Origin of the sequence: [Roseibacterium] beibuensis (assembly GCF_039542305.1) — a bacterium.
Taxonomy (GTDB): Bacteria; Pseudomonadota; Alphaproteobacteria; order Rhodobacterales; family Rhodobacteraceae; genus Roseibacterium; species Roseibacterium beibuensis.
The window spans coordinates 118345-134119 of record NZ_BAABHW010000006.1 but is presented as its reverse complement, the minus strand read 5'-3'; the positions used below and the strand labels follow the sequence as shown (position 1 = coordinate 134119).

15 protein-coding genes and 1 tRNA gene are annotated in these 15775 nt (G+C 64.5%); 11 read left to right on the top strand and 5 right to left on the bottom strand.

What is annotated here, in order from left to right; all coding sequences use genetic code 11:
* Positions 1-2: 2 nt before the first annotated feature.
* The 5 genes from ABD923_RS17000 (at position 3) to ABD923_RS16980 (ending at position 5632) form a co-directional block, all read left to right on the top strand.
* Entirely contained in the window at positions 3-833 is an 831-nt protein-coding gene (locus tag ABD923_RS17000) for a carbohydrate ABC transporter permease (protein WP_222191785.1), read from the top strand.
* Positions 834-845: 12 nt separating this feature from the next.
* Complete coding sequence (locus ABD923_RS16995; RefSeq protein ID WP_259553277.1) at positions 846-1850, top strand: ABC transporter ATP-binding protein; 1005 nt, start codon at positions 846-848, stop codon at positions 1848-1850.
* Complete coding sequence (locus ABD923_RS16990; protein ID WP_259553278.1) at positions 1847-2620, top strand: L-iditol 2-dehydrogenase; 774 nt, start codon at positions 1847-1849, stop codon at positions 2618-2620. Before ABD923_RS16995 ends, ABD923_RS16990 begins: the two co-directional genes overlap by 4 nt.
* Positions 2608-4122 carry a mannitol dehydrogenase family protein gene (locus ABD923_RS16985; protein WP_345229545.1) on the top strand — a complete coding sequence of 505 codons (1515 nt, stop codon included), beginning with the start codon at positions 2608-2610 and terminating at the stop codon, positions 4120-4122. Before ABD923_RS16990 ends, ABD923_RS16985 begins: the two co-directional genes overlap by 13 nt.
* A 94-nt stretch (positions 4123-4216) precedes the next feature.
* Positions 4217-5632: an L-serine ammonia-lyase gene (locus tag ABD923_RS16980; RefSeq protein ID WP_259553280.1), complete on the top strand. Its 1416-nt coding sequence runs from the start codon at positions 4217-4219 to the stop codon at positions 5630-5632.
* Positions 5633-5638: 6 nt separating this feature from the next.
* Here the strand turns inward: ABD923_RS16980 and ABD923_RS16975 are convergent, their stop codons facing one another.
* Positions 5639-6505, bottom strand: a complete 867-nt coding sequence (locus ABD923_RS16975; RefSeq protein WP_259553281.1) for a LysR family transcriptional regulator — start codon at positions 6503-6505, stop codon at positions 5639-5641.
* A 98-nt stretch (positions 6506-6603) separates the two neighbouring features.
* Between ABD923_RS16975 and ABD923_RS16970 the strand changes: the two genes are divergently transcribed.
* Complete coding sequence (locus tag ABD923_RS16970) at positions 6604-7659, top strand: sodium-dependent bicarbonate transport family permease (protein ID WP_259553282.1); 1056 nt, start codon at positions 6604-6606, stop codon at positions 7657-7659.
* A gap of 54 nt (positions 7660-7713) precedes the next feature.
* Here the strand turns inward: ABD923_RS16970 and ABD923_RS16965 are convergent, their stop codons facing one another.
* Positions 7714-8700: a LacI family DNA-binding transcriptional regulator gene (locus ABD923_RS16965; RefSeq protein ID WP_259553285.1), complete on the bottom strand. Its 987-nt coding sequence runs from the start codon at positions 8698-8700 to the stop codon at positions 7714-7716.
* 153 nt (positions 8701-8853) lie between these two features.
* On the opposite strand from ABD923_RS16965, the gene ABD923_RS16960 reads away from it, so the two are divergent.
* Both ABD923_RS16960 and ppsA read left to right on the top strand, forming a co-directional pair.
* Positions 8854-8930 (top strand) — tRNA-Arg (locus tag ABD923_RS16960).
* A gap of 97 nt (positions 8931-9027) precedes the next feature.
* On the top strand, positions 9028-11412 hold the full coding sequence (gene ppsA / locus ABD923_RS16955; protein WP_259553286.1) for a phosphoenolpyruvate synthase: 2385 nt from the start codon (positions 9028-9030) through the stop codon (positions 11410-11412).
* Between the two features lie 160 nt (positions 11413-11572).
* Here the strand turns inward: ppsA and ABD923_RS16950 are convergent, their stop codons facing one another.
* Positions 11573-12757, bottom strand: coding sequence for a cupin domain-containing protein (locus tag ABD923_RS16950; protein ID WP_259553288.1), 1185 nt, complete (start codon positions 12755-12757; stop codon positions 11573-11575).
* A gap of 168 nt (positions 12758-12925) precedes the next feature.
* Here ABD923_RS16950 and ABD923_RS16945 point away from each other — a divergent pair, with 168 nt between their 5' ends.
* Entirely contained in the window at positions 12926-13231 is a 306-nt protein-coding gene (locus tag ABD923_RS16945; protein WP_259553289.1) for a twin-arginine translocation signal domain-containing protein, read from the top strand.
* 74 nt (positions 13232-13305) lie between these two features.
* Here the strand turns inward: ABD923_RS16945 and ABD923_RS16940 are convergent, their stop codons facing one another.
* Both ABD923_RS16940 and ABD923_RS16935 read right to left on the bottom strand, forming a co-directional pair.
* The gene (locus ABD923_RS16940) at positions 13306-14007 is read right to left on the bottom strand and encodes a winged helix-turn-helix domain-containing protein (protein WP_259553290.1); all 702 of its coding nucleotides are present in this window, start codon (positions 14005-14007) and stop codon (positions 13306-13308) included.
* A complete protein-coding gene (locus ABD923_RS16935) occupies positions 13979-14272 on the bottom strand; it encodes a hypothetical protein (RefSeq protein ID WP_222191797.1) in 294 nt (97 codons plus the stop codon). Before ABD923_RS16935 ends, ABD923_RS16940 begins: the two co-directional genes overlap by 29 nt.
* A gap of 319 nt (positions 14273-14591) precedes the next feature.
* Here ABD923_RS16935 and ABD923_RS16930 point away from each other — a divergent pair, with 319 nt between their 5' ends.
* Positions 14592-15029 (top strand): hypothetical protein, encoded by a 438-nt coding sequence (locus ABD923_RS16930; RefSeq protein ID WP_345229543.1) that lies wholly within the window; start codon positions 14592-14594, stop codon positions 15027-15029.
* A 95-nt stretch (positions 15030-15124) separates the two neighbouring features.
* The gene (locus ABD923_RS16925) at positions 15125-15730 is read left to right on the top strand and encodes a ribonuclease HII (RefSeq protein WP_259553294.1); all 606 of its coding nucleotides are present in this window, start codon (positions 15125-15127) and stop codon (positions 15728-15730) included.
* The last annotated feature ends 45 nt before the right edge of the window (positions 15731-15775 follow it).

Sequence of the window (15775 nt, the reverse complement as noted above, 5' to 3'; positions counted from 1 at the left end):
CCATGGCACGCGCCGTTACCACTCAACGCAAGGCCATCAACACGACCATCGCCTGGGCGATCGGCCTTCTGATCTTCTTCCCGATCCTCTGGACGATCCTGACCTCGTTCAAGACCGAAGGGGAGGCCGTCGCGAACCCGCCCGTCTTCCTGTTCTTCGACTGGACGCTGGAGAATTACGCGGTCGTGCAGGAACGCTCGAACTACATGCGGTTCCTGTGGAATTCGATCATCATCGCGGGCGGCTCGACCCTGTTGGGCATCCTTGTCGCGGTTCCGGCGGCTTGGTCCATGGCCTTCGTCCCGTCGAAGCGGACCAAGGACATCCTGCTTTGGATGCTCTCGACCAAGATGTTGCCGGCGGTGGGGGTGCTCTACCCGATCTACCTGCTCTGCATCGAGTTGGGCGTTCTCGACAGCCGCGCGGCGCTGGTGGTGATCCTGATGCTCATCAACCTGCCGATCATCGTCTGGATGCTTTATACCTACTTCCGCGAGATCCCCGGCGAGATCCTGGAGGCCGCGCGGATGGACGGCGCGGGCCTGAAGGAAGAGCTTCTCTATATCCTGACGCCGATGGCCGTGCCCGGCATCGCCTCGACCCTCCTGCTGAATTTCATCCTCGCCTGGAACGAGGCGTTCTGGACCCTCAACCTCACGGCGGTCGACGCGGCCCCGCTGACGGCCTTCATCGCCAGCTATTCCAGCCCCGAGGGCCTGTTCTTCGCCAAGCTCAGCGCGGCTTCGACCATGGCCATCGCGCCGATCCTCATCCTTGGCTGGTTCAGCCAGAAACAACTCGTCCGCGGCCTGACCTTCGGCGCGGTGAAATAAGGAGACCTCTGCATGGGACGCATCACGCTCGACAAGGTCCGCAAGGCCTTCGGTGAGGTCGAAGTCATTCCGCCGCTGGACCTGACCATCGAAGACGGGGAGTTCGTGGTTTTCGTCGGCCCCTCGGGCTGCGGCAAGTCCACGCTCCTGCGGTTGATCGCGGGGCTGGAGGATGTCTCCGGCGGACAGATCCGCATCGACGGGCAGGACGCCACGATGGTGCCGCCCGCCAAGCGTGGCCTTGCCATGGTGTTCCAGTCCTACGCGCTTTATCCGCATATGTCGGTGCGCAAGAACATCGCCTTTCCGCTGCGCATGGCCAAGCTGGACCCTGCCGAACAAAACCGGCGAGTCGAGGCCGCGGCAGAGGTTCTGAACCTCACCGACTACCTGGACCGGCGTCCGGGCCAGCTTTCGGGCGGTCAACGTCAGCGTGTCGCCATCGGCCGCGCCATCGTGCGGGAGCCTGCGGCCTTCCTCTTTGACGAGCCGCTGTCGAACCTCGACGCGGCGCTGCGTGTCGGCATGCGGCTGGAGATTTCCGAGCTTCACAAGCGCCTCAAGACCACGATGATTTACGTCACCCATGATCAGGTCGAAGCCATGACCATGGCCGACAAGATCGTGGTGCTGCGCGCCGGGCATATCGAGCAGGTGGGCAGCCCGCTGGAACTGTATCGCGAACCGCGCAACACATTCGTCGCCGGGTTTATCGGCAGCCCCAAGATGAACCTTCTGGAAGGGGCCGAGGCCGAGAAGCGGGGGGCGGCCACTGTCGGCATCCGCCCCGAGCACATCACGCCGTCCGCGACCGAAGGCCAGTGGAAGGGCAGGGTCGGCGTGGCCGAGCACCTCGGCTCTGACACGTTCTTCCATGTCCATGTCGACGGCTGGCCCGAACCGATCACCGTGCGTGCGGGGGGCGAGGTCGACATGAACCACGGCGACACGATTTACCTCACGCCGGATGAAGAGCGGATGCACCGTTTCGACGCGCAGGGGCTGCGGATCGCATGAGCCGGCTTGAAGGAAAAACGGCGCTTATCACCGGTGCGGCCCGCGGTATCGGGCGGGCCTTTGCCGAGGCCTATGTGCGCGAGGGGGCCAAGGTTTGCATCGCAGATATCGACATCGCCCGCGCGCGGAAAACCGTGGACGAGATCGGCCCGGCCGCCACTGCGATCGCGATGGACGTGACGCGACAGGAAAGCATCGACGCCGCCGTGGACGAGGCGATCGCGGCCATGGGCCATATCGACATCCTGATCAACAACGCCGCGATTTTCAGCGCCGCGCCGATCGTCGAGATCACGCGCGAGGATTACCGGCGCGTGTTCGATATCAACGTCTCGGGCGTGCTGTTCACCATGCAGGCCGTCGCGCGCCACATGATCGACCGGGGCCAGGGCGGCAAGATCATCAACATGGCAAGCCAGGCCGGTCGCCGGGGGGAGCCGCTCGTCGCGGTCTATTGTGCCAGCAAGGCCGCGATCATAAGCCTGACGCAATCGGCCGGGCTGAACCTGATCGAACACCGGATCAACGTGAACGCCATCGCGCCCGGTGTCGTGGATGGGGAGCATTGGGACGGCGTCGACGCCTTCTTTGCCAAGTACGAGGGCAAGGCCCCCGGGCAAAAGAAGAAAGAGGTCGGCGCGGGTGTCCCCTACGGGCGCATGGGTCGGGCAGAGGACCTGACCGGCATGGCGGTATTCCTCGCCACCCCCGAGGCCGATTACATCGTGGCGCAGTGCTACAACGTGGACGGCGGACAATGGATGAGCTGATGATTGCAAGCACTGCCCACCCCGTCCGGCTGTCCAACAGCACGCTGGCCGATCTGCCCAAGGGAATCGCGCGTCCGAGCTATGACCGCTCGGCCCTGACCCCCGGGATCGTCCATATCGGGCTGGGCAATTTCCATCGTGCGCACCAGGCGTGGTATTTGCACCGGCTGATGCAGCAAAGCGAGGCGCTGGATTGGGCGATCATCGGCGCAGGTGTCCGGCCCTATGACGCGGCGATGCGCGAACGGCTGATTGCGCAGGATTGCCTGACCACCCTGATCGAGCTCGCCCCAGACCACCGCTCGGCGGAGGTCACCGGCGCAATGATCGACTACCTGCCCATCGAAGAGGGCAATGGCCCGCTTATTGCGGCCATGTCCAACTCGTCTGTCCGCATCGTGGCGCTGACCGTGACCGAGGGCGGGTACTACACAGACCCGGCGACTGGCCTGTTCGATAGCCGCCATCCCGACATCCGGCATGATGCAATTCACCCCGACCGGCCCCGCACGGCCTTCGGCGCGATGGTCGCGGCCTTGCGCGCAAGGCGAGAGGCGGGGATCGGCCCCTTTACCGGCCTGTCTTGCGACAACCTGCGCGGCAATGGTGGCGTTCTGCGGCAGACCGTCGTGGGCCTTGCCCGGTTGAGCGATCCGGCCCTGGCTGACTGGATTGAGGCCGAGGCGAGCTTTCCGAACTCGATGGTCGATTGCATCGTCCCGGCGACCGGGCCAGCCGAATTGGCCCTCGCGCGCGAGATGGGCATAGAGGACGCCGCCCCCGTCACGCACGAGAATTTCCGCCAATGGGTGATCGAGGATGATTTCTGCGCCGGTCGTCCCGATTGGGACCGTGTCGGCGCCACCTTTACCGACGATGTACATTCCTACGAGATGATGAAGATCCGTATCCTGAATGCGGGTCACCAAGTGTTGGCCAATGCGGGCGAACTGCTCTCGGTGCCGACCATCGCGGGATGCGCGGCGCATCCGGCCATCGCACCCTTTTTCCGAAAGGTGCAGACCGAGGAAATCGTGCCTTACGTCCACGCTGTCCCCGGCATGACGCCGACACAATACCTGGACCTGATCGAACGTCGTTTTTCCAACCCGGCCATCCGCGACACGACACGCCGCGTCGCGTTTGACGGATCGTCCCGCCACACCGGGTTTGTCCTGCCGATCCTGCGCGACGCGCTCGCCGTCGGTGGCCCCGTTCGAGGGCTGGCGCTGGTCGAGGCGCTGTGGGCCCGCATGTGTGCCGGCACGCGGGAGGATGGGTCGGTGATCGAACCGAACGATCCGGCTTGGGCCACCCTTGTTGCCGCCGCGCAAACGGCCAAGGACAATCCGCGCAGCTGGCTGCATCAGGGCGACCTCTACGGCGATCTCGCGTCGCATACGGATTTTGCCGATGCGTTCGAGCAATGGCTTCGCATGATCTGGCAAGACGGGACCGAGGTGGTTTTGCGCGAATACGCCCGGGCTTCGCGGTCGCCGTAACCGGGGGGCTGTCGCAGACCGGCCCCGCCGCGTCGCATGCGATGTGACCTGAGCTATCCGGCGCGCTAGGGTGCATCCCGAAAAGGGGTGCGCCATGTTTCTCAGCGTTTTCGACATCTTCAAGATCGGGGTCGGTCCTTCGTCGTCGCACACGATGGGGCCGATGACCGCCGCCGCGCGCTTCCTGTCCGATCTGCGCGGCGGGCGCGAGAAGGAACCGGGCGCGGGCGATCTGGCCGCGTTGGGCTGTTCATTGCACGGATCGCTGGCCTTCACCGGCAAGGGCCATGCGACCGACCGCGCCGTGATCCTTGGATTCGCGGGGTTCGAACCCCACACCCTCGACCCTGACCGCGCCGAAGAGCTGGAGGCCGACATTCGCGCCAGCGGGCAGGTGACGCCGCCCGGCCTGCCGCCCCTGCGGTTCGATCCCGAGAAAGACCTGGTGTTCGATTATGGCCCGCCCCTGCCGGGACACGCGAACGGCATGATCCTGCGGGCCTTCGACACAGCCGGGAACCTCTACATGGAGGAGACCTACTACTCCATCGGCGGCGGGTTCGTGATGACGGCGCGCGAACTGGCGCAGCAGGATCAGGGCGGGGCCGCCGCCCTGCATGCCGAGAAGGAAGAAGCGGGCTTTCCCTATCCGTTCGGCTCGGCGGCCGAGATGCTGGCGATGGGTCGCGCCTCGGGGAAAACGATCGCGCAGATGAAATGGGCGAACGAGGAACGCCTGACGCCGCGCGCAGCACTTCGCGACGGGGTCGATGGGATCTGGGCCGCGATGGACGATTGCATCGACCGCGGCCTGCGGATGTCGGGCGAGTTGCCCGGCGGCCTGCGCGTCAAACGCCGGGCACGGGCCATCCACGAACAACTCAAGGCCGAAGCAGGGACGAACATCGCCCAACCCCACACGGTGAACGACTGGCTGTCGGTCTACGCCATGGCCGTGAACGAGGAGAACGCCGCCGGTGGGCGTGTCGTGACCTCGCCCACCAACGGGGCGGCCGGCGTCGTGCCTGCCGTGATGCGCTACTACCGCGACCATTGCATCGGCGCGACCGAGGAGGGGCGGCGCACCTTCCTGATGGTCGCCGCTGCGATTGGCGGCCTCATCAAGCATAACGCCAGCATTTCCGGCGCCGAGGTCGGTTGCCAGGGCGAGGTCGGCTCGGCCAGTGCCATGGCGGCGGCGGGTCTTTGCGCCGCCCTTGGCGGCACGAATGAACAGGTGGAAAACGCCGCCGAGATCGCGCTGGAACATCACCTTGGCATGACATGCGATCCGGTGGCGGGCCTTGTCCAGGTGCCCTGTATCGAGCGTAACGGGCTTGGCGCGATCAAGGCCGTGTCCGCGGCCTCCCTCGCCCTGCGCGGGGATGGCACGCATTTCATCCCGCTGGACAACTGCATCGAGGCGATGCGCCAGACCGGGATCGACATGTCCCACAAGTACAAGGAAACCAGCCAGGGCGGGTTGGCGGTGAACATCCCCGAATGCTGAGCGGTTTCAGCCCTGCGGAAGCAACGCCTCCAGTGCCGGGTGGGGAAAGCTGCGCGGCACGGTGATCGCGAAAAAGCTTTCGACGATGTCCAGCTCGAAGGGCGCCGTTTGCAGCCGCCCGTCGCGTAATTCATCCGCGAAGACGACCGAAGGCGCGATGGCGAGGCCAACCCCTTCGCGCGCCAGCAGGCGCACCATCGCCATGTCGTCCACCTCGGCCGCGATGCGGGGCTGGATGCCCAGTTGCGCGGTCAACGCCTCGAACCCGGTGCGGATCGAGCTTTCGGTGGGCACGATGAAGGGCTCACTGGTCAGCAGGGCGGCCAGGGTGTCGTGGTGCAAGCGGTCCGGCACGCCGTGGATACCTACGGAGGTTTCCGCGATCCGCTGCGCGGTGAATTGCGCACCGTAATCGCCGGGGGGTGGATCGGTCGTCAGAACCACGTCGAGCGCCAGCGCCTTCAAGGCGTCGAGAAGTGTTTGCACATTACCCGAGCGCAGGGCGAGGCGAACTTCCCCGGCCTCCAGCGCCGGGCGCAGGAACCCAAGCTGAAAGTTGCGCGAGAGCGTGGACAGCGCCCCCACCCTCAGGGGCGCGGCGGCGCGCCCGGCATGGCGCAGGGTGGCCAGCAACTCCTCCCCGGTGCCAAAGATCCGGTCGGCATGATCCAGCGCGATCCGCCCCACCTCGGTCAGTTCCAGCCGACGGCCGACGCGGTCAAACAGCTTCTGCCCCAGCCGATCCTCCAACGCCTTGATCTGCGTGCTCAGCGCCGATTGCGACAGGTTCAGCCGCTCGGCCGTGCGGGTGAGGTTCCCGTCATGGGCAACCTCGCGGAAATAGCCAAGATGATGATAGTTCAGATCCTTCATGTTCTGAAAAATAGAATATTTTATCCTGAAAGATATATTTTTCTTCTTTTCATGCCGTCGCTACCTCCACTCCAGTCATTCATTCCCGGAGGTGTCCGATGGAGTTCCTGTCCGATCTGCTGACGACAATGGTCACGCAGCTGCAAAAGCCGACCTTGTCCTTTCTCATCGGCGGCATGGTTCTGGCTGCGCTTGGCAGCCAATTCAAAGTGCCCGACGCAATCTACAAGTTCATCGTCATGGTCCTGCTCCTGAAGGTCGGGCTGGAAGCCGGCATCTCGGTGCGCGAAGCCGATCTTGCCCAACTTCTCGTCCCCGCCATCGCCGCGATGGTTACCGGCATCGCCATCGTCCTGATCGGCGCGGTCACATTGGCGCGCGCCCGGGGGGTCTCACCGGTGGACGGCATCGCGACCTCGGGCCTGTTCGGGGCGGTCTCTGCCTCGACCCTGGCGGCGGGCATGGCGGTCATGCAGGATGGCGGCCTGCCCTATGAAGGGTTCATCGGCGCGCTTTATCCCTTCATGGATATCGCGGCGCTGGTCACGGCCATCGTTCTTGGGCGTCTGGCGACCGCGCGGACGGCGACCAGCGGCCAAGGGGGCGCAGCAACCATGACCCTGTCCTTTGGTGGGGCCGGTGGTGGCGGGCACCCCGGTGTCGTCAAGGAGATCATCACCGACACGCTGCGCAGTTCCGCTGTCTCGGCCCTGCTGCTGGGGTTGATCCTTGGCATCGTGGCGCGGCCCGATGCGGTGGTCGAAAGCTTCTACGATCCGCTCTTCTCGGGCCTCCTGTCGCTCCTGATGCTGATCCTCGGGATGGAGGCGTGGAGCCGGTTGTCGGAACTGCGCAAGGTCGCCCATGCCTATATCGCCTACGCGGTCGCCGCGCCCATCGTGCACGGCCTGATCGGTTTCGGCCTCGGGCTGGTCGCCCATTACCTGACCGGTTTCTCGGCGGGGGGCGTGGTCCTTCTGGCGGTCATGGCGGCCTCCAGTTCGGATATCTCGGGGCCGCCGACGATCCGCGGCGCGCTGCCCGAGGCCAACCCTTCGGCCTATATCGGGTCGTCCACCGGTATCGGGACCCCGGTCGCCATCCTCAGCATCCCGCTGTTCGTGGCCTTGGCCGATGCGGTGATCGGGTTCTGATCTGACGATTGTTTTCGGGGGCGGGTGCCACGCGCCGTCGCCCCCGTTTCCCGTTCAGCCGTCACGCACCGTGTCGCCCGGCTGAAACTCCGGCTCCAGCGTCACGATCTCGTCTGTCAATTCGCCGCTTGCGATCAGCTCCGCCGCCTTGCGGCCGATCTCGTGCCGCTTGCTGTCCATCGTGGCGATGCGCATGGGCAGACCGTCCAGCACCTCGAAGGCGTTGAACCCGGCCAGCCCAATCTGATCGGGGATCGAATAGCCCTTTTCGAGGCAATAGATCAGCCCGCCCACCGCATTCATGTCGGTGTTGAAGTAGAGGAAATCGAGGTCGGGCGTCCGCGTCAGGATCTCCTCGGCCATGCCGCGCCCGGTGCCGAAGCCGGAGCTTCCCTCGTAGAAACACTCGTCCGCAAGCCCGAGGCCCGCCTCGGCCAGCCCCTCGCGGAACCCTTTCAGCCGTTTTTGCGCCCGGTGATCGGCAATGGAAGACGAGCCGAGATAGCCGATCCGCCGATACCCGCGCGCCGCGATCTCGCGCGCCATGGCCCGGCCGGCCGCCTCGTGGCTGATGCCCACCGCCGCGGCGACGGGCTCGCCATCCACGTCCATCACCTCGACCACCGGGATACCCGCATTCGCCATCATCGCGCGGGCGGCATCGGTATGCTCCAACCCCGACACGATCAGGCCGGAGGGACGCCAGCTCAGCATCTCGTAGATGACTTTCTCTTCCTGCTCGGGATCGTAGCGCGACGTGCCGATCACCGGCTGGAGGGAGGTTTCTCCAAGCACCTCGCCGATTCCGCCCAGGACATCGGGAAAGACCATGTTCGACAGGGACGGGATCACGACCCCCACCAGGTTCACCCGGTTCGAGGCCAGCGCGCCCGCGATCTTGTTGGGCACGTAGCCCAGCTGGCGTGCCGCGGCGAAGACCCGTTCCCGGGTTTTCTCCGAAACATCCCCGCGCTGGCGCAGCACGCGGCTGACCGTCATTTCCGACACGCCCGCGGCCTCGGCCACGTCGCGCAGGGTCATCTGCGGTTTTCCGTCAAAAGGGTTGCGTCCGCGCAAAGGGGTCGTCCTGCCAGGGTAGCGCTATCATCCATTGATACGCGCCACGTGGCCCCGACCGCAACCCGGCTCGGGCAAGGTTGCGTGACCGATCGAAATGCCCGACAAGGGGGCATCGGCCCCGTGGCTCAACTGGATAGAGCAATCCCCTCCTAAGGGATAGGTTGCAGGTTCGAGTCCTGCCGGGGTCACCATCTTCTGCGCGAAACCTGATCAACCTTGACGTGTATCAAGGCTGCGCCTCGGTAGTCTGTCCGACCCTCTTCCGACAGGATCGGGAGGAAACGACACATGACAGCAACATCAGAGGCCAGTGTGATCTGGTTCGACGACCTGGTACGCGGGGATGTCGGCGTGGTCGGCGGCAAGAACGCGTCGCTTGGCGAGATGGTCCAGAACCTCTCCAGCGCAGGTATTCGCGTGCCGCCGGGTTTTGCCACCACTGCGGACGCCTTCTGGCGTTTCATCGACCACAACGATTTGCGCGCCGCGATCTCGGGCGCCATCGCCGAATGGGACGCCGAGCGGGCCAGCCTCCACGAAACGGGCGAGGCGATCCGTTCCATGATCCTGCGCGGCACATGGCCGGATGACATCCGCGAGGCGATCCTGTCGGCCTATGCCGCATTATCCGAGCGCGCCGGTACGCCGGAGTTGTCGGTTGCGGTCCGATCCTCGGCCAATGCCGAGGACCTGCCCGATGCCAGTTTCGCCGGCCTGCAGGAGACGTTTCTGAATATCCAGGGGGCTGACGCGCTGCTCGACGCGTGCCGCCGGTGTTATGCTTCGCTCTTCACTGACCGTGCGCTCAGCTACCGTCGCGTTCAGGGCTTCGATCATCTCGCTGTCGCGCTGTCCGTGGGGGTGCAGCAGATGGTGCGCTCCGACACCGGTGGGTCGGGCGTGATGTTCTCCATCGACACCGAAACGGGCTTCGACAAGCTGGTTCTGATCAATGCCGCCTGGGGGCTTGGCGAGAATGTCGTGCAGGGCGCCGTGACCCCCGACGAATACGAAGTGTTCAAGCCGCTTCTCGACGATCCCGCGCTGTCGCCGGTCATCGAAAAGACCCTCGGCGCGAAAGAGATCAAGATGATCTATGGCGAGGATGACGAACACCCGACCGTCAATATCGAAACGACACAGGACGAACGCGATCGCTTCGTTCTGTCCGACCCCGAGATCGTCGAACTCGCCCGCTACGCCGCGCGGATCGAGGCGCATTATGGCTGCCCGATGGACATGGAATGGGCCCGCGATGGCGACACGGGTGAGTTGTTCATCGTGCAGGCGCGCCCCGAAACGGTGCAATCCCGTGCCGACGAAAGCTTGTTGCGAAGCTATCAGGTTCATAACGCAGGCCCCGTTCTGCTCCGCGGTCTGTCCATCGGCAACGGCGCAGCCGCCGGGCCGGTCTGCGTCATCCGCTCGGCCGAGCAGATCGACCGCTTCATCGACGGGGCGGTTCTTGTCACCGGCACCACCGACCCGGATTGGGTGCCGATCATGAAGCGCGCTTCGGCCATCGTGACCGACTCCGGCGGGCGCACCAGCCACGCCGCAATCGTCAGCCGCGAGTTGGGCTTGCCTGCTATTGTCGGCACCGGCACCGCGACCGCGCTTTTGACCGATGGGCAGGAGGTGACCGTCAATTGCGCCGAAGGGGCCGACGGCACCGTTCATGAGGGCCGGGCCAAGATCTCTGTCGAAGAGGTTCGGCAGGTCACCCCACCCGACACGAAAACACGGGTGATGCTGAACCTCGCCAACCCGGCCTCGGCCACCCGTTGGTGGCGCCTGCCTGCGGCGGGTGTCGGGCTTGCGCGGATGGAGTTTGTCATCGCCAACACGATCCGCGCGCATCCCATGGCGCTGCATGATCCCTCCGTGCTCGATCCTCGGACGCAGGCCCAGATCGCCACTATCAGCCGCGGCTTCGACAGCCCGCGCGACTTCTTCGTTCAATCGCTTGCCCGCGGTCTTGCCCAGATCGCCGCCACCGTCTGGCCCGAGCCTGCCATCGTGCGGATGAGCGATTTCAAGACGAACGAATACGCCGCGCTCCTGGGCGGTGCGGGATTCGAGCCACAGGAAGAAAACCCCATGATCGGCTTTCGCGGCGCGGCGCGGTACACGACGCCGCAATACAAGCCCGGCTTCCTCATGGAATGCGCGGCCATCAAGCATCTGCGCGATGAGATGGGGTTCACCAACGTGATCGTGATGATCCCGTTCTGCCGGACGCCGGAGGAGGCCGATGGCGTTCTCACGGTCATGGAGGAAGCGGGGCTCAAGCGCGGCGAAAACGGCCTGCAAGTCTATGTGATGTGCGAGATTCCATCGAACGTGATCCTTGCAGAGGAATTCGCCAAACGGTTCGACGGGTTCTCGATCGGGTCGAACGACCTGACGCAGCTGACCCTCGGGGTCGACCGCGACTCCGGCGAATTGGCGGATCTCTTCCGTGAACGCGACCCGGCTGTCCTGTGGATGATCCGGCAGGTGATCGAACGCGCCCATGCGTCGGGTCGCAATGTGGGGCTCTGCGGGCAGGCCCCGTCCAACGATCCCGAGTTCGCGCGTTTGCTGGTCGAGGCCGGGATCGACACGATCTCGGTCACGCCGGATACGTTCTATCTGGTCAAGGAGAACGTTGCAGCAGCCGAGGCCGAGTGACGGGTCAGGTCACGGCCCCACCCCTTGCCTCAGGCGGGCGTCGCCTTTGGCACCGAGTCAATGCTGCTTCATCTTGGCAAGAAAACTCCGGGGGAGCGCGAGGGGGTAGCACCCCCTCGCATCGGTCGACGCGCGAAGCGCGGCGAAACCCTTGTCCGGGTCAGTGCACCACCATCAGGCCTTCGCGGACCAGCCGCTTTACCAGAACCACCTTGCCGGCATCGTCGAGCTCCCCGGGCATGTCGGCGATGCGGAACGTTGGCGTGGTGATCGCGTATTCCAGCGCCTCGCGGGCAAAATCGGGCATGATGACCTCGGTGCCCTGCGCCACGAGGCGCACCTGCCCGTCCTCTTCCAGATGCGCGAGGTCGTAGATTACATGCGGCCGCGCACCGACCTGAGCCTCCACCGTCAGGCCATCCAGCCTGGCCAGTTGCGCCATCTGCCCCTCGACCCTCGGCATGCGGTTCATCAGGAATTCCATCTTGAAGCTGGCCAGCAGCTTTGCCAGCGGCGCCTCTCCCAGACGCTTGACCAGCGCATCGAACGTGCCGGCATGGGCGCTTGCGTCGAAGCCCGCGCTTGCAAAGCCCGGGGGCAGGGCCCGGCGAAACGCTGCATCGTCATGCGCCATGACCTGCACCGCCTCGACCATCAGGTCGGCCCAGGTATGCAGCATCAGGCCAGTGGTGATGTGCAGCGACGGTTCACCGGTCGCCACCGCGTCATGGGCCAGCCCGCGCGGCACATAGAGCATGTCGCCCGGATGCAGAAGGAAGCGGTCGGTCTCTTGCCCGATCTCCACGTCATGCGGATTGAAGGCCTGGCTGTTCAGCGGCAGCTCCACCGGCGTGTCGTAGATCCGCCACTCTTTCGTGCCCGACAGTTGCAGAACGACCACATCGTGATTGTCGTAATGCGCCTTGAACCCCTGGGTCTGGGCTTGCGTCATGTAGATATTCGTCTGCACACGACAGGACATGACCTGCTCCAGCGCGCGGCAGTAACGTGCCAGTTTCGGCAGGCGGTCGTGCAGACCCGACAGGATCACCGTCGCTCCTTCATCGAAGAGCTGGTTCACCCGAACCGGATCGACAAGGCCGGATTCGTAGACGAAATCCTCGGGCGTTATGTTGCCGCCGGCCTTTGTCACGTTGATCTCGGGGTGGTGCAGACCCATCGTCGTGATGACCCGGTCGATGTCTTCGTAGGTCAGCAGATCGCCGTAATACTCGGGGTCGTTGCGACGTACGACCATCGGCTTCTTTTCGAAATACTCGCCGAAGAAGGTTTCCGGTGTTTCCGGGGCGATCGTCCAATCGAAGCTGTAATCGTTTTGGGTCATGTGTGTTCCGTGACGTATGGTTATTGTTGGCACAAGTCAGACCACGCCGGCGGCATTGGATCAACGTCCATTCCCCTTGCGTAAGGCTTTCGTTGACGCGGCTGGAATGGGCCGCCTATGGTCGCGCCATTGATACAGCCAGACAGCGCGCACGGGAGATCACGCAAAATGTCCAGCGACGACGACAAGAAGAAAACCCTCACCGACGACCAGATCACCACCGATCACAAACCTCAGGCGACCGGCCGCCGTGGCTTTCTCGGCCTGATGGCTGCGGGTGGGGCCGCCGGTGTGACCGCATCGCTGGCGCCGACGCCCGCCGAGGCGCAAGGCACCGATGCCGACAACGGCAACTGGACCGACCGCGCCGGCTGCGGTCGCGGTTACGGCGGCGCCTATAGCGGCTATACCGATGCCGACAACGGCAACATCACCGATCGCGCTGGTTACGGTCGCGGTGCGCCCTACTGCTGATCTTCTTCGATAGCTGAGAATACGAAACGCGGCGCCGGGCGCCGCGTTTTCATGTCTGGCAAGACGCACCCGCCTCACATCATCCGGATGACGTCCTTGTCGATCGCCAGGACGTAGCCCTTTCTGGCGATGTTCTTGACCAGAAGTTCGCTGACGATCTGGTTGCCGAGCGTGTCACGCAGCCGCTTGATCCGCGTCGCCCCCGCGGCCTCGTCGACGTCGGACTCCCGCTTGCCGGACACCATCGCCTCGATCTGTGCGCCGGTCAGCACATCGTCGTCCAGCCGCGCCTCGGCCAGCACGCTCAACGTCTCCATCGCGGCCTGGGTCAGCTTGAATTCCAGGTTGTTGATCAGCACCACGCCTTCTTCCCGGCTGAGGATCAGGGAGGAGACCTGGATGCCCTGCCGCTCGATCTCGCCCATGCGGCGGTTGAGCGTGATGATCGTGATCAGGAACACAAGGCACGCAATCAGCAGGGCGGTGGCGAAGACGATCAGCACGAAGATCACCGCCCGGTAGCTGCCCAGAACCTTGGAAAAGGTTGTCCCGGTCAGCGCAAGGATTTCCAGCACGCGTGTGGCATCGGGGTCGCGCACGTCGCTTGCCACGAAGATTTCCTGCACGGCGGTGTTGAACGCATCCGCATCGGGCAGGTTCACGAAGAGGAGCACGGCCGAGGTCACGAGAATCGCGATCACGGCCAGAATGCCCAGTTGCACCACGCGGGTGGTGGCGATCCGCGTCTCAGTAACGGAGGAAGAATTCTCCGGCATCGGCCCTCCTCGAGGCGAGCCCCGAGTCGTCGAAGACCGAGATCACCTGCATCAATGTCCAACCTCCCGATGCGATGCGGCTGGAAATCACGGGCGCGGCGGCGGCGACCGAACAGGCGCTATCGGGCAATTCGATCACACCGTAATGCAGTCTGAGCGGGTTATCCATATTCGCGCGATAATCGGCGAAACAGCCCGCATGCAGCGGGGCTGCGAGGACCGCGAGCATCGCGGCCACGAGGGGGAGTTTCACAAGTCGTTTCATGTCTTTGTCTCTGGCTCGATATGGTTCTTTGCGGTCATGTGCACCGGGACTAGCGTCTGCGCAGGCCCTTGCAGCGGCAGCTCGGCCTGACAGATGCCCCCTGTGTCCCGTGTCATGCAATGACATCGCGGTTTTCGCGCGGCGTTATCCGATAACCAACCCGCGATATTGCTTGGCGATCGCCAATAAAGGGACGCTTGCGTCATGGCCCCGAGCCGTGCCGCCCCTGTCGCACGCATCCGGGGCGCCCAACGACCGTCAGGAGACCCAAGTGATGACCCCATCAATTTTCCGAATCCTGCCTGCGGCCGGTCTGTCATTGGCCCTGTTCTTCGGTGCGCTTGGTGCGTCGAGTTCACCTGCACGCGCAGACGCCGATGATGCCGCTGCCCTTATCGGCGGGCTGATCGCGCTTTATGCGCTTGGCCAGGCCCTTGATAATGACCACCGAGGCCAGGCGATCCCGGTGGACCGCATCTACAACTGGCCGCCGGGCGCGCCGCCGCGCCATGTCCAGCCCCCGCGCCGCCACGTGTTTGTGGCGCCCACCCGCTGTTTCATCCAGGGCCGCGACCGCAACGGCGTGTACCGTGGCTATGTCCGTCGCTGCATGCTGAATAATGTGCGGCATCCCAACCTTCTGCCGGCTCACTGCCTGCGCGAGGTGCGGACGGACCGTGGACGCCGCATGATCTATGGCGGCCGGTGCCTCGCCCAGAACGGCTGGGTCCGCGAGGCGGATCTGCGCCGCCACTGAGTATAAGGATCATCGAGCAGACCGATCCCGGGCGGTACGCTGAAAGCGTGCCGCCCTTTCTTGTGCCGCGCGGGCCTGCATGGGATGACATCGCCATGAGTGAATTGCCTGATTTCAGCCGGGAGGCCGCCTTGGGTGGCCGTGTCGCCGGCGTGGACGAAGTCGGTCGCGGCCCGCTTGCCGGCCCGGTGACCGCCGCTGCCGTGGTTCTGGATCCCACCCACCTGCCGCCGGGCCTGAACGACTCCAAGAAACTGACCGCTGCGCGCCGTACCGCTCTGGTCGAGGCGATCGAAACCCATGCCGAGGTCAGCCTCGGATGGGCCTCGGTCGAGGAAATCGACGCGATCAATATTCGGAATGCCGCCCTGCTCGCCATGCGTCGCGCGGTCGAGGGCCTGCCCAGTCCACCGACCCACGCGCTGATCGACGGAAATGCCATTCCCGATGGTTTGCCCTGCGCGGCCACCGCCGTGATCAAGGGCGATGCCCTGTCCCTGTCGATTTCCGCCGCCTCGATCATCGCCAAGGTGGCCCGCGACGCGGTCATGACGCGGTTGGCCGAGGAATTTCCCGGCTACGGCTGGGAGAAGAACGCAGGTTATCCGACAAAACTGCATCTTCAGGGACTCCAAGATCTTGGGGTCACCCCGCATCATAGACGTTCCTTCCGACCCGTGCACAACATCTTGTGTGCCTAAATTTCGCCCAAGTCTCTGATTCAAAAAAATAAATTGACGGCGAAT

Excerpts from the sequence above, each read along its gene's own strand:
- ABD923_RS16985 (WP_345229545.1), top strand. The coding sequence starts at position 2,608 with ATGGATGAGCTGATGATTGCAAGCACTGCCCACCCCGTCCGGCTGTCC.
- ABD923_RS16975 (WP_259553281.1), bottom strand. The coding sequence starts at position 6,505 with ATGAAGGATCTGAACTATCATCATCTTGGCTATTTCCGCGAGGTTGCC.
- ABD923_RS16925 (WP_259553294.1), top strand. The coding sequence starts at position 15,125 with ATGAGTGAATTGCCTGATTTCAGCCGGGAGGCCGCCTTGGGTGGCCGT.
- ABD923_RS16990 (WP_259553278.1), top strand. The coding sequence starts at position 1,847 with ATGAGCCGGCTTGAAGGAAAAACGGCGCTTATCACCGGTGCGGCCCGC.
- ABD923_RS16940 (WP_259553290.1), bottom strand. The coding sequence starts at position 14,007 with ATGCCGGAGAATTCTTCCTCCGTTACTGAGACGCGGATCGCCACCACC.
- ppsA (WP_259553286.1), top strand. The coding sequence starts at position 9,028 with ATGACAGCAACATCAGAGGCCAGTGTGATCTGGTTCGACGACCTGGTA.
- ABD923_RS16980 (WP_259553280.1), top strand. The coding sequence starts at position 4,217 with ATGTTTCTCAGCGTTTTCGACATCTTCAAGATCGGGGTCGGTCCTTCG.
- ABD923_RS16970 (WP_259553282.1), top strand. The coding sequence starts at position 6,604 with ATGGAGTTCCTGTCCGATCTGCTGACGACAATGGTCACGCAGCTGCAA.
- ABD923_RS17000 (WP_222191785.1), top strand. The coding sequence starts at position 3 with ATGGCACGCGCCGTTACCACTCAACGCAAGGCCATCAACACGACCATC.
- ABD923_RS16950 (WP_259553288.1), bottom strand. The coding sequence starts at position 12,757 with ATGACCCAAAACGATTACAGCTTCGATTGGACGATCGCCCCGGAAACA.
- ABD923_RS16965 (WP_259553285.1), bottom strand. The coding sequence starts at position 8,700 with ATGACCCTGCGCGACGTGGCCGAGGCCGCGGGCGTGTCGGAAATGACG.
- ABD923_RS16945 (WP_259553289.1), top strand. The coding sequence starts at position 12,926 with ATGTCCAGCGACGACGACAAGAAGAAAACCCTCACCGACGACCAGATC.
- ABD923_RS16935 (WP_222191797.1), bottom strand. The coding sequence starts at position 14,272 with ATGAAACGACTTGTGAAACTCCCCCTCGTGGCCGCGATGCTCGCGGTC.
- ABD923_RS16995 (WP_259553277.1), top strand. The coding sequence starts at position 846 with ATGGGACGCATCACGCTCGACAAGGTCCGCAAGGCCTTCGGTGAGGTC.